This window comes from Streptomyces sp. BB1-1-1, assembly GCF_031597775.1.
Taxonomy (GTDB): Bacteria; Actinomycetota; Actinomycetes; order Streptomycetales; family Streptomycetaceae; genus Streptomyces; species Streptomyces thinghirensis.
The window spans coordinates 2,432,554-2,445,568 of record NZ_CP134203.1 but is presented as its reverse complement, the minus strand read 5'-3'; the positions used below and the strand labels follow the sequence as shown (position 1 = coordinate 2,445,568).

Annotated in this window: 9 protein-coding genes; 5 read left to right on the top strand and 4 right to left on the bottom strand. The window is 74.4% G+C overall.

Annotated elements, in window-relative coordinates; all coding sequences use genetic code 11:
* Positions 1-198: 198 nt before the first annotated feature.
* On the bottom strand, positions 199-1,533 hold the full coding sequence (gene gabT / locus RI578_RS11185; protein WP_310870959.1) for a 4-aminobutyrate--2-oxoglutarate transaminase: 1,335 nt from the start codon (positions 1,531-1,533) through the stop codon (positions 199-201).
* A gap of 266 nt (positions 1,534-1,799) precedes the next feature.
* Between gabT and RI578_RS11180 the strand changes: the two genes are divergently transcribed.
* The 3 genes from RI578_RS11180 (at position 1,800) to RI578_RS11170 (ending at position 7,546) form a co-directional block, all read left to right on the top strand.
* Positions 1,800-3,932 (top strand): ATP-binding protein, encoded by a 2,133-nt coding sequence (locus RI578_RS11180; RefSeq protein ID WP_310870958.1) that lies wholly within the window; start codon positions 1,800-1,802, stop codon positions 3,930-3,932.
* A 139-nt stretch (positions 3,933-4,071) separates the two neighbouring features.
* On the top strand, positions 4,072-5,757 hold the full coding sequence (locus RI578_RS11175) for a PucR family transcriptional regulator (protein ID WP_310870957.1): 1,686 nt from the start codon (positions 4,072-4,074) through the stop codon (positions 5,755-5,757).
* Between the two features lie 343 nt (positions 5,758-6,100).
* A complete protein-coding gene (locus RI578_RS11170) occupies positions 6,101-7,546 on the top strand; it encodes an aldehyde dehydrogenase family protein (protein ID WP_310870956.1) in 1,446 nt (481 codons plus the stop codon).
* Between the two features lie 167 nt (positions 7,547-7,713).
* Here the strand turns inward: RI578_RS11170 and RI578_RS11165 are convergent, their stop codons facing one another.
* Entirely contained in the window at positions 7,714-8,298 is a 585-nt protein-coding gene (locus RI578_RS11165) for a TetR/AcrR family transcriptional regulator (protein WP_310870955.1), read from the bottom strand.
* Between the two features lie 171 nt (positions 8,299-8,469).
* Between RI578_RS11165 and RI578_RS11160 the strand changes: the two genes are divergently transcribed.
* A complete protein-coding gene (locus RI578_RS11160) occupies positions 8,470-9,327 on the top strand; it encodes a methyltransferase domain-containing protein (RefSeq protein ID WP_310870954.1) in 858 nt (285 codons plus the stop codon).
* Here the strand turns inward: RI578_RS11160 and RI578_RS11155 are convergent.
* Both RI578_RS11155 and RI578_RS11150 read right to left on the bottom strand, forming a co-directional pair.
* Positions 9,324-10,514, bottom strand: a complete 1,191-nt coding sequence (locus tag RI578_RS11155) for a glycosyltransferase family 4 protein (protein ID WP_310870953.1) — start codon at positions 10,512-10,514, stop codon at positions 9,324-9,326. The genes RI578_RS11160 and RI578_RS11155 overlap by 4 nt on opposite strands.
* Complete coding sequence (locus RI578_RS11150) at positions 10,511-11,638, bottom strand: glycosyltransferase 87 family protein (RefSeq protein WP_310870952.1); 1,128 nt, start codon at positions 11,636-11,638, stop codon at positions 10,511-10,513. The genes RI578_RS11155 and RI578_RS11150 overlap by 4 nt, the downstream gene beginning before the upstream one ends.
* Positions 11,639-11,780: 142 nt before the next feature.
* Between RI578_RS11150 and RI578_RS11145 the strand changes: the two genes are divergently transcribed.
* The gene (locus RI578_RS11145; protein WP_310870951.1) at positions 11,781-13,013 is read left to right on the top strand and encodes a histidine kinase; all 1,233 of its coding nucleotides are present in this window, start codon (positions 11,781-11,783) and stop codon (positions 13,011-13,013) included.
* The last annotated feature ends 2 nt before the right edge of the window (positions 13,014-13,015 follow it).

Sequence of the window (13,015 nt, the reverse complement as noted above, 5' to 3'; positions counted from 1 at the left end):
GGCGGGTGTATCTCTCATCTGCGTAGAACCTACGACAGGGGGTGGGCTCACGACAGGGGCATCGGCGTCCTGCCATCCACCCCGCACACGTTCTTCACACGCTCTGCGGTTCGCCGCGCCAGGCGTGCGAAACGCGGCTCAGATGCGCGTTCGGGCGCTCGCGCACGTGCTCGCCCGGGCGCCCCTTCGCGCGCTCGTTCAGAGGCGGGCGAAGCCCTGCTCGATGATGTCGAGGCCCTCGTTCAGCAGGTCCTCGCCGATCACCAGCGGCGGCAGGAAGCGCAGCACGTTGCCGTAGGTGCCACAGGTCAGGACCAGCAGGCCCTCGGCGTGGCAGGCCTTGGCGAGCGCGGCGGTCGCCTCCGGGTTCGGCTCCTTGGTGTCGCGGTCCTTCACCAGCTCGACGGCGATCATCGCGCCGCGGCCCCGGACGTCGCCGATGATGTCGAACTTCTCGGCCATGGCGGTGAGGCGGGACTTCATGACCGCCTCGATGTTCTTGGCCTTGGCGTTGAGGTCCAGCTCCCGCATCGTCTCGATGGCGCCGAGCGCGCCCGCGCAGGCCACCGGGTTGCCGCCGTAGGTGCCGCCGAGGCCGCCGGAGTGCGCGGCGTCCATGATCTCGGCGCGGCCGGTGACGGCGGCGAGCGGCAGACCGCCCGCGATGCCCTTGGCCGTGGTGATCAGGTCCGGGACGATGCCCTCGTCCTCGCAGGCGAACCACTGGCCGGTGCGGCAGAAGCCGGACTGGATCTCGTCGGCGACGAAGACGATGCCGTTGTCCTGGGCGAACTGGCTGATGGCGGGCAGGAAGCCCTTGGCCGGCTCGATGAAGCCGCCCTCGCCGAGCACCGGCTCGATGATGATCGCGGCCACGTTCTCCGCGCCGACCTGCTTGGTGATCTGGTCGATGGCCTGGGCGGCGGCCTCCGGACCGGCGTTCTCGGCGCCGGTCGGCCAGCGGTAGCCGTAGGCGACCGGGACGCGGTACACCTCGGGCGCGAACGGACCGAAGCCGTGCTTGTACGGCATGTTCTTCGCGGTCAGCGCCATCGTCAGGTTGGTCCGGCCGTGGTAGCCGTGGTCGAAGACGACGACCGCCTGCCGCTTGGTGTACGCACGGGCGATCTTGACGGCGTTCTCGACGGCCTCGGCGCCGCTGTTGAACAGGGCCGACTTCTTGGCGTGGTCGCCCGGCGTCAGCTCGGCCAGCGCCTCGGCGACGGCGACGTAGCCCTCGTACGGCGTCACCATGAAACAGGTGTGGGTGAAGTCGGCGAGCTGCGCGGAGGCCTTGCGTACGACGGCCTCGGCGGAGGCGCCGACGGAGGTCACGGCGATGCCGGAACCGAAGTCGATCAGGCGGTTGCCGTCGACGTCCTCGATGATGCCGCCGCCCGCGCGCGCGGTGAAGACGGGCAGGACGGAGCCCACACCCTGCGCGACCACGGCCGTGCGGCGGGCCTGCAGCTCCTGCGACTTCGGGCCGGGGATGGCGGTGACGACGCGGCGCTCCTGCGGAAGTGCGGTCATGGGGGCTCCTGGGTCTTGCGCGATCTGTGGGATCTTACGGACGCTTGCCTTCTTTTCTCGCAGGCTAGGACCGGGAGAGGGGGGCTGGCATGCTCCATGTGGGCGTTGTCGGCGGTGTCGGTTGTCCGCGATGGACATGTGGTGGACGTGGCGACATAGGGACACGTCGCTGCGGGCCCGGCCGCGTAAGCGGTGAACTCCCCCTGGGAGGGCGTTAGATTGGCTCGCTGATGGTGGACGGAGCGGCTGGTCAGGGGGCAAGGGCGATGGACAGCGACGGGAACCGGGACGCGCGGGGTACGCATGCGAATCCTGTGCCGCGTCCGGCGGGGCCTCCCGAGGTGCCGTCGGTGCCGCCGCGACCGGTGCGGGCGCCGGGGACGCCGGGCGTGCCGCCGCTGCCCGACGGCTCCGCGTTCCTGTCCTGGCTGCGCACCCCGCGCCCGGAGGCGCTGCCCGGCGTGTGGCGGTTCGGGCACCGGCCGCGGCCGGAGGAGGAGCCCGAGCGGGTGCCGGGGCGGCAGCTGCTGAGCGGGGCGGTGATCGCGTTCCTCGTCGGCTGGCTGATCTGGTCGCTGCTGTGGAACGGGTACCTGGGCGGCTGGTGGCTGCTGCCCCTGTACGCGATGATCCCGGACTCCTGGGCCGAACCGCACAGCTTCGGCTCGGTCGTGGTCGTCTACGCCTACTACGTCCTGATCGCCGGCATGATCATGGTCGGCGTCGGCAGGCTCGGCCGCTGGAGCGAGATCTGGCGGCGCTACGGCCCACCCGCCTGGCGCCGCGCCGCCCCGGGCGGCGGCCCCCCGCCCGCCCCCGAGGAAGACCCCGCCGCCTGGCCCGCGCTGCGCGCCGCCGGGGCCCACGACGCCGCCGAACGGCTCGCCGCCGAGGCGCGCCAGGGGCTCATGCGGGACGTCGACCACGCCCGCATCACCCGCGCCTGGCAGGGCGTCCGCAACGGCCGGCACAGCCTCGCCACCTTCACCGGCGCGGTGCTCAGCCACGGCGCCGGCGCCTGCCCGCACCCCTCCGGCGCCCGCGATCTGCCCGCCCGGCAGGCCCGGCACGACCTGGTCACCGGACAGGTGCGGATCGGCACGGCCGCCGACGACGCCCGCAACCCCTACGCCTACCGCGGCACCGGTCTCGCCCTCGGCCCCGACCTGCTCGGCACCTCCCTGCTCGCCGTCGGCCCTGCGGGCTCCGGCAAGACCGGCAGTGTCGTACGGCCGCTCACCGAGTCGCTGTGCCTGCACGCGCTGGCCGGACGGGCCGCGGTCGTCGTGGTCGGCGCCGCGGGCGCGGACCTCGGCCCGGCCGACGCCTACGACGTCGTCGTACGGATCGGAAACCCGGACTCCGTGTACGACCTCGACCTGTACGGCGGCACGACCGACCCGGACGAGGCCGCGGTCGTGCTCGCCGAAGCCCTGGCCGGAGACCTCGCCGAACCCCACCCGGGCAGCGACACCCGCCGCTCCACCACCGTCCTCGCCCAGCTCCTCGGCCCCTTCCGCGCGGTGCACGGACGCTTCCCCGGCGTACCGGAGCTGCGGCAACTGCTCGACGGAGCGCCCGGACCGCTGGCCGAACTGCGCGAGGGGCTGCGGGCGGCCGGGCAGGAGTCGCTGCTGCGCGAGCTGGACGCGCGCGAGCGGCAGATGGGCCACCCCGGGGACGTGGGCGGCGTACTGGCCGACCGGGTGGCGCTGCTGGACCGGCCCGCCTTCGCCTCCTTCTTCGACACCTCGGGGCAGTCCCGGCCGTTCTCGCTCAAGGCCCTCGACCACCCGGTGCGGGTCCGCGTCGACCTGCCCCAACGCGGCCACGCCGACGCCTCGCGGATGCTGGCCCGGCTGATCCTCGCCCAGTTCACGGCGAGCGTGTCGGTGCGGGAGGACCGGTCGCTGTTCGCCTGCCTGGTACTGGACGACGCGAGCGGCGTGGTCACGCCGGAGGCGGTACGGGGCGTGCAGCGGCTGCGCTCCGCGGGCGCCGGGGTCGTACTGACCCTGCGCACCCTGGACGACGTACCGCGCCCGTTGCGCGGGCCGCTGCTCGGGTCCATCGGCTGCCGGATGGCGCTGTCCGGGCTCACTCCCTGGGACGGGCAGGACTTCGCCGAGGTGTGGGGCAAGGAGTGGACCGAGGCCCGGGACGTCACCGACCGGCAAATCATCGCCGAGACCCCCGCGGGCAAGGCCGTCCACATGGTGCGCCGGGTGATCACCGGGAAGGCGCCCACCGCGCGGGCGGTGACCGTGCGGCAGGTCGAACGCGAGCGCTGGTCGGCTTCCGAGCTGGCGCACGCCGTGCCCGCCGGGCACGCGGTGCTGTCGCTGACCACGGTCAAGGGCGAGCACGCGCCGCCGCTCCTGGTGGACCTGCGCGGGTGACCTGTCCGGGGCGGGCGCCCGGGGACCGTACAGTGAGGCAGAATCGACACAGGTCGTTCATACGCGGCGGCCAAAAGATCACAGGTGCCTCACCGTACGCCCGCCACCCCACCCACGCATACCGAAGGCCCAAGCCCCCATGCCCCCCACGCTCGCCTCCCTCGTCCACCACTCCGCGCTCAAACTGACCGTGCGCGCGGGCGAGGACCGCCTCGACGTGCCGGTGCGCTGGGCACATGTCAGCGAGCTCGCCGACCCCGTGCCGTACATGGAGGGCGGGGAGCTGCTGCTGTTCACGGCGCTCAAGTTGGACGCCGCCGACCCCGAGGCGATGCACCGGTACGTGAAGCGGCTCGCGGGCGCCGGGGTGGTGGGGCTCGGGTTCGCCGTCGGCGTCAACTACGACGACATCCCCGAGGCGCTGGTCGAAGCGGCCCGGCAGGAGGGACTGCCGCTGCTGGAGGTGCCGCGCCGCACCCCCTTCCTCGCCATCAGCAAGGCGGTGTCCGCCGCGATCGCCGCCGACCAGTACCGCGCGGTCACCGCGGGGTTCGCCGCCCAGCGCGAGCTGACCAAGCGGGCCCTGACCGACGGCCCGGAGGGGCTGCTGGCCGCGCTGGCCGGGCAGGTCGACGGCTGGGCGGCGCTGTACGACGCCTCGGGCGCCGTCGTCGCCGCCGCACCGGAGTGGGCGGGCCGCAGGGCCGCGCGGCTCACGGCGGACGTGGAGCGGCTGCGCGAGCGCCCCGCGCCGGCCTCCTCCGTCGTCGGCGGAGCCGAGCACCCGGACCACCCTGAGAACGCCGACCGCGTCGAACTCCACTCCCTCGGCACCTCCCGCAGGCCCCGCTCCGCGCTCGCCGTCGGCACCGCCGCCGCCCTCGGCACCGCCGAGCGGTACGCCGTCCACTCGGCCATCGCCCTGCTGACGCTCACCACGGAACGCTCGCGCTCCCTGCACGAGGCCGGGCTGCGCATCGACGCCGCCGTACTGCGCATGCTGCTGGCCGGCGAACCGGACCACGCGCGCACGGTCGCCGGTGGCCTGTACGGCGGCCTGCTGGACGCGCCCTTCCGGATGATCGTCGCCGAGTCGGCGTCGGCGTCCGCCGCGCGGGCGCACAACGGGCCGCACGCGCGCGTGCCCGCCGCCAAGGCCAGGCCCTCCGCCGCCGCGCTGGCCGCCGCCGACACCGACGGCGACCCGCTCGGCGCGCTCGCCGAGGTGGTCGAGTCCGCGGCGGCCCGGTCCGGTGAGGCGGTCCTGGTCGTCCCCGAGGGCGAGCGGCTGGTGGCGCTGGCCACGGACGGGGGCGCGGCGGTCGCCGCCTGCGTCGAGTACGCCTCGGCGCTGGAGTCCGGCCGCCCGGCACCGGAGCCGACGGCGGGCGGCGACGAGGAGGGCCTGGTCATCGGCCTCTCGGCGCCCTCCGGGCCCATCGCCGCGTCCGCCGCCTACAAGCAGGCCGAGCAGGCCCTGTCGGTGGCCCGCCGGCGCGGACGCGTCTGCGTGGAGCACGAGCACCTGGCGGCCGGGTCGGTCCTTCCCCTCCTCGCCGACGACGCGGTGCGCGCCTTCGCCGACGGCCTGCTGCGGGCGCTGCGCGACCACGACGCCACCGGCCGGGGCGACCTGGTGGCCTCCCTGCGCGCCTGGCTCTCCCGCCACGGCCAGTGGGACGCGGCGGCGGCCGAACTCGGCGTCCACCGCCACACGCTCCGCTACCGCATGCGGCGGGTGGAGGAGATCCTGGGCCGCTCCCTGGACGACCCGGACGTACGGATGGAGCTGTGGCTGGCCCTGAAGGCGACGTCGACCGAGTAGCCGGCCAGCCCTTCCGGCGTTCGAGAACGAGGCCGTCAAGGCCGAAAGCGGGGGTCTGGGGGCGCAGCCCCCAGGGACGGGAACGGGAAGGGGCGGCGGGATGAAGGGGCGGCGGGGGCGGAAACCCTCCACCAGCCCTCGACCCCGGCCCGGCCCTCCCCGCCCCGCCCGGGCCACCCGCCCCAGCCACGCCCCCCGGCCCCCGCACATGGCCACAACGTCGAATCCCCCACCCCCACCACTACGACTCGGACAAACGCCCCTCCCCGCACTCCGCCCTACCGTGGACCCGCAACCCCCGTACGCACCACCACCCCCAACGCGGAAGGGCCGGGACTCCACAATGACTTCCACCCACGCCTTCTGGCTCGCCGGCCGCCAGGCCACCGGCGAGGCCACCTTCGACGTCACGTCCCCCTGGGACGGCAGCCAGGTCGGCACGGTGAGCCTGCCGACCGACGCCCAGGTCGAGGAGGCCGTGGCCGCCGCGTACGCCGTACGGGACGAGTTCGCCGCCACCCCCGCCCACACCCGCGCCGCCGCCCTGGACCACGTCAGCCGGCGCCTGGTGGAGCGCACCGAGGAGATCGCCCGCCTGATCTCCGCCGAGAACGGCAAGCCGATCAAGTGGGCCCGCGGCGAGGTCGGCCGCGCGGTGTCCGTCTTCCGCTTCGCGGCCGAGGAGGCCCGCCGCTTCAACGGCGGCGAGGCCCAGCGCCTCGACACCGACGCCGGCGGCCAGGGCCGCCTCGCCCTCACCCGCCGCTTCCCCAAGGGCGTCGTCCTCGGCATCGCGCCCTTCAACTTCCCCCTCAACCTGTGCGCCCACAAGATCGCCCCCGCGATCGCGGCCGGCGCGCCGATCATCCTGAAGCCGGCGCCCGCCACCCCCCTCTCCGGCCTGATCCTCGGCGACCTGCTCGCCGAGACCGAGCTGCCCGCCGGCTCCTGGAGCATCCTCCCGGTGCCCAACGACAAGATGCCCGCCCTTGTCCAGGACGAGCGGCTGCCGGTCATCTCCTTCACCGGCTCCGAGACGGTCGGCTACGCGATCATGGACTCGGTCCCGCGCAAGCACTGCACCCTGGAGCTGGGCGGCAACGGCGCGGCCGTCGTCCTCGGCGACTGGGTGAGCGACGAGGACCTGGACTGGGCCGCGACCCGCATCGCGACCTTCTCCAACTACCAGGGCGGCCAGTCCTGCATCTCCGTGCAGCGCGTGATCGCCGACGCCGCCGTGTACGACCGCCTGCTGCCGCGCGTCGTCGCCGCCGTCGAGGCCCAGGTCACCGGCGACCCGAACGACGACGCCACGGACGTCGGCCCGCTGGTCAGCGAGGCCGCCGCCGAGCGCGTCGAGGCGTGGGTCCAGGAGGCCGTCGAGGCCGGCGCCACCCTCCACACCGGCGGCAAGCGCGACGGCGCCTCCTACGCTCCGACCGTCCTCACCGACCTCCCCGCCGACACCACCCTCGCCTGCGAGGAGGTCTTCGGCCCCGTCCTCAGCGTGCAGAAGGTGAACGGCGAGGCGGAGGCGTTCGCCGCCGTCAACGACTCCAAGTACGGCCTCCAGGCAGGAGTGTTCACCCACGACCTGCAGACCGCCTTCCGCGCGCACCGCGCCCTCGAGGTCGGCGGCGTCGTCGTCGGCGACGTCCCCTCCTACCGCGCCGACCAGATGCCGTACGGCGGCGCCAAGCAGTCCGGCGTCGGCCGCGAGGGCGTCAGGTACGCGATGGACGACTACACCTACGAGCGGGTGCTGGTCCTGACGGGGCTCGCGCTCTGACCGGAGCCACACCGTAGAAGGCCGACGGCCCGAACCCACTGTGCGGGGGTTCGGGCCGTCGGCGCGTACCGGCGCGCCGACCGCCGTCGCCACCGGCATGCCCCTCCCCGGGCCGGGGCCGGTCCGGGGCGCCGAGCGCAGAAACGGGCAACGGCCCGGTTGGTCGGCTAGCCCCCCACCAGAGCGGCCACCAGCCGATTCATGGCCGGCCGCGGGTCGGGGGAGCCCGGCCAGCCGGTCATGAGCAGGTGGTGCGCGGTACCGACGACGGCGAGTGCCACGGTGTGCGGGTCGACGGAGTCCGGCAGCCGTCCGAGGTCTCGCTCGGCGTCCAGGTAACCGGCTATCGCCTCCTGGATCGCGGCGAAGCCGGGGCCGCCGTCCTTCATGGCCTCGCGGACGCGCGAGGCCGCCGCCGGACGTGTCATGACCAGGCCCGACAGAGCGGGGCCGCCACCGTCGAAGAGCGAGCGGGCGACCGCGTCGAGGTTTCCGGCCACCGTGCCCTGTCCGGCGAGCCCCGCCATGGCCCGCGCCTTCTCCGTCGTCCGGGCGAAGCGGTCGAGGCAGAGTTCCGCCACGAACTCGTCGAGCCCCGCGAAATGCGCGTGCAGCAGCCCCTTGGCGCAGCCCGCCTCAGCGGTGACCGACCGACTGGTGAGCGCGCCGGGCCCGTCCCGCTCCACGATCCGTTCGGCGGCCGCGAACAGTCGCTCGCGCACGTCCGGCGTCGCCACTCCACGGGGTGCCATGGCCCTCATTTCCTTCCGGCGTTCGGCGCCATGAGCGGCGCGATCCTCGGATCGTAAGGGGATTGCCAGTATGGGCGCACGCCCATACTGTTTGGGCAAGCGCCCATTCTGTGTGGGCGAACGCCCATTCTTCTTTTCGTAAGGCATCCGTAAGGCATCCGGGAGGCACTCGTGTCGGAGATCGTCAACACCGAGCAGGCACAGGCGTGGAACGGCCCCGAAGGTGCCCACTGGGCGCGCAACCAGGACCGGTGGAACGCCGTGAACGAGGGCTTCGACGAGCCGCTGCTCGACGCCGCCGGACTCACCGGGGACCACCGGACCCTCGACATCGGCTGCGGCTCCGGGCAGACCACGCGCCTCGCCGCCCTCCGGGCACCACGAGGCGGCGCCACGGGCCTCGACCTGTCCGGCCCCATGCTGGCCGAGGCGCGGGCCCGGGCGGCGCGGGAGGGCGTCGCGAACGTCACCTTCACGCAGGGCGACGCGCAGGCACACCCCTTCGAGCCGGGCTCGTTCGACGCGGCGATCAGCCGCTACGGGGTGATGTTCTTCGCCGACCCCGAAGCGGCCTTCCGCAACATCGGGCGCGCGCTGCGACCCGGCGGCCGCCTGGCGTTCGTCTGCCCGGCCCAGCCCTCGCTCAACGGCTGGGTGACGGCCATGGCGGCCCTGCGCGACATCCTCCCGCTCGGCGACTTCGACACCCCGGGGCTGCCCGGCATGTTCTCCCTGGCGTCCCCGGACCGGATCCGCGCCGTCCTCGCCGCGGCCGGATTCTCCGGCGTGGCCGTCGACCGGGTCGGGGCGTACGGGGCATGGGGGCACGGAGCCGACGACGCGGCGGAGTTCCTGCTGAACACCGGGCCCGGCCGGCATTTCCTGAGCCAGGTCGGCACACCCGAGCAGGCCCGCGCCCGCCACGCGCTCACCGACCATCTGCGCGGCCACGAGGCGGCCGACGGCACGGTCCGACTGCGCAGCACGTCCTGGCTGGTCACGGCGGACCACCCGACAGCCACCGCCTAGGAGCCGGGGTTGGTCCCCGCCGGCCGGGACAGCAGGTCCCACAGCGTCGCGAAGGACTGCTCCCAGGTCCATTCCGTACGCACCCAGTGCCGTCCCTTCCCGCCCATCTCACGGGCGAGCCCGGGGTTGCGCAGGAGCCTGATCAGACGGTCCGCCGTCGCCGCCACCGAGCGGCCGTCGACGACATGCCCCGTCTCGCCGTCGCGCACGGCGTCCGGTGCGCCGCCCGAGTCGCCCACCACGACCGGGAGCCCGGACGCGGCGGCCTCCAGGTAGACGATGCCCAGGCCCTCGACCTCCAGGCCGCGCCTGCGGGTACGGCAGGGCATCGCGAACACGTCGGCTGCGGCGTAGAACGGTGGCAGCGCGTCGTGGCGGTGGCCACCGGCGAGGACGACCGAGTCCAGTACCCCCTCCGCCAAAGCCAGTTGACGGAGCGCGGGCGCGTACGGGCCGTCGCCGACCAGGAGCAGTACGGCGTCGGGGACCGCCCTGCGCACCCACGGCAGCGCCCTGATCAGGGTGTCCTGCCCCTTGCGCGGGACCAGCCTGGCAGCGCAAAGGATCACCGGGCGGCGGCCCAGGCCGTACCTGGCTCTGATCGGGCCGCCGTCCAGGGCCGGGCGGAAGACCGTGGTGTCCACGCCGGGGACCAGGCGAGCGGTCCGGGCCCCGGGCGCGAGAGCCGCCTCGATGGGGCCCCTGGTGCTCGCGCCCAGCCAGGTCAGCGTGTCCACCTCCGCGCCGACGCGGCGCAGCAGGCCCCGGGCGCCGGGGGTGCGGGCCCACCACACCTCGTGGCCGTGGGTGGTGGCGACGGCGGTACGGACACCCGCCGTACGCCGGAGCCGGCCCGCCATCAGCCCGAGGGGCGCAGCCGCGCCGAACCACACCCGGTCGCAGCCGTATCGGCGGGCCACGGACGCGGCCTGTGCGGTGGCGCCGGGCGTGGGCAGGAGGGTGCGGGCCCGGTGGCGGATCACCGGGTACGGGAAGGGACCGCCGGGTTCCGCCGAGGCCGCCGGTGCCTCCGGTGAGGCGGGTGCTGTCGGTGCCGAGGTGAACACGACCACCTCGTCGGGCGGGAAGCGGTCGGCCAGTTCCCGGACGAAGGTCTCGATGCCGCCCTGCCTGGGCGGGAAGTCGTTGGTGACGATCAGGGTGCGGGCAGGGGGCTTGCTCGTCATGCGACGACCGCCTTCCGCGCGGAGGGGAGGACAGCGGTGCCACGGGCCGCCGACCGGTGGGCCAGCGCGCCCAGCACCAGCGCATAGACCAGGTAGCCGAAGCGCGTCGCCGGCATCAGGGCCGTCGCCAGGCCCAGGCCGAGCGCGAGTCGCCCGGCCGCCGCCCGTACCGTCGACGGAGGGCGCACCGCCAGTGAGAGGGCGATCAGCAGCGCGCCCACCGAGAGGAGCGCGACGGCGATCACCGCGCCGCCGGGGACGTGCACCGCCAGCAGATGTCCGGGCAGCGGACTCGCGGCGGGGGAGGCGGTGGCGGTCAGGCCGAGCGGGAAGGCGACGACATTCCGGTAGAAGCCGGCGGGGTCGGCGAGGGCGAAGGGCAGTACCGCCGCCGTCGCGGTGGACAGGCCCACGGCCGCGCACCGCAGCGCGGGCCGGCCGCCCCTGAGTACGGCGATCAGGGCGAGGGCCACGGGAAGCGCGGGCCAGGCGGTCCACTTGAGGGCGGCGGCGGCTCCGAGCGCCAGGCCTGCCCGGCCCGGACGCCCCTGCCCGGCGAGTGAGACGCCGAGACACATCAGCCCGGCCACCGGCAGGTCGATCCCGCCCACCGCGAGGGGCAGCGCGATCAGTGGGCAGGCAAGAAGCCAGGAGCGGTTCACTCCGGCGGCCGCGAGGGAGGCGACGAACGCGCCGCCCAGCCACCAGCGGGCGTCCCCGGGCAGCACGCCGAAGAGCGCCATCCCCGGCAGGTAGGGATTGAAGTCGGCCACGGCCACGGGGTCGGTGACATACGGACTGCCGGTCGTGAGCAGCAGATGCCCCGACCGTTCGACGACGGCGACCTCCAACTGCCCCAGCCCCGCCGCCACCAGGCCGACGAGCGGCAGCACGACGGCCCCCAGCACGGCGGCCGACCGGGCCGCGCGGAGCGGGACGGAGCCGGACGTCAGGACCGCCGCGACCGCGTACCCCGCGCCCGCCACCCACCCCCACACCCGGTGCGGCCCCAGGCCGGACGCCATCGCGAACCCCGGCGCGACGACCGCGCACCCGGTCCACGCATACCGTTCGACGCGCCTGGCGGAGTATTTCGCGGCCTGCTCCTCAAGGGTCTTCCTCATGTCCGTCGACGCTAGGAATCCGCGGACCGGACGGCGTCAACCGAGGCTCCGCACCTGGGACTCAACCCGTGGTACGACATCCGCCCGCGGACTCGACCCGCGCGGTGACGCGCGCCTGCGCCCCGGCCGGGATCATGGGCGCATGAGTACGTCGCTTCAGCGGCGGTTCCGCGCCTGGATCGCCGCACCCGCCTACCCCTGGGCCACCGGCGGTGTCCTGACCGCCGGAGCGGTCACGGAGCTGATCGTCATTCCCGGATCCGTGACCACCACGGTCGGGGTGCTCGTGTCCGCGGCCTCGCTGATGTGGCGGCGGTCCTTCCCGCCGGTCGCGGTGCTCACGGTCGCGGCGGGGCTCCTCGGGTTCGCCGGGGACGTCAACCTGTACCTCTCGATCATGGCGAGCGGGCTGGTCGGTTGCTACTCGCTCGGCCGGCACCGGGTACTGCACCCCGCCGTGACCGTCGCGGGCGGCGCGCTCGGCGCCCTGTGCGTGAACCTGGTGCACATCAACACCTGGTCGCGGATGGAACTGCCGGTGCCCGCGCTCTGGGAGAAGGGCTCGCTCAGCCTGTTCGCCGAGTCGTTCCTGCTGACCGTGGTCGTCTTCGGGGCCGTGATGATGGGCGACGCGGTCCGCTCCCGGGAGGAGACCCGAACCGAACGGCACCTGGCACAGGCTCAGTTGATCGCGATGGAGCGGCAGCAGGCCGCCGAGGCCGAGCGGGCCGCCATCGCCCGCGAGCTGCACGACATCGTCTCGCACTCGGTGTCGATGATCGCCGTCCAGGCCGAGAGCGCCACCTACACCACACCCGGACTCACTCCCGAAGGTCGCGAGGGCTTCCAGCAGATCGCCACCACGGCCCGCTCCTCGATGGCGGAACTGCGCCGTCTCCTCGGCGTCCTGCGCACCTCCGAGGGCGATACGGCCCTCACCGCCCCGCAGCCGACCCTCGACCACCTCGCCGAACTGGTGGAGCAGCACCGGGCGGTGGGTGGCGTGGCCGAACTTAAGGTGACCGGGGAGCGGGTGGCGCTGCCCGCCGCGTGGGAGCTGTCCGCCTACCGGATCACCCAGGAGGCGCTGACCAACGCACGCAAGCACGCGCCCGGCGCCCGTACGGTGGTGGAGGTCGACTACGGCGCCGACCGGCTGCTCACGCTGCGCATCCGCGACGACGGACCCGCGCCGGACGCCCGTCCGGACCCCGGAGCGGGCCCCAGCACGGGTCCCGGCACGGGTCCCGGCGCGGGCCACGGTCTGACCGGGATGCGGGAGCGGGCCGCGCTGGTCGGCGGCCGGCTCAGCGCGGGCGCGGCACCGGACGGCGGGTTCCTGGTGGAGGCGGAACTCCCCTGGGGGACCGGGTGACA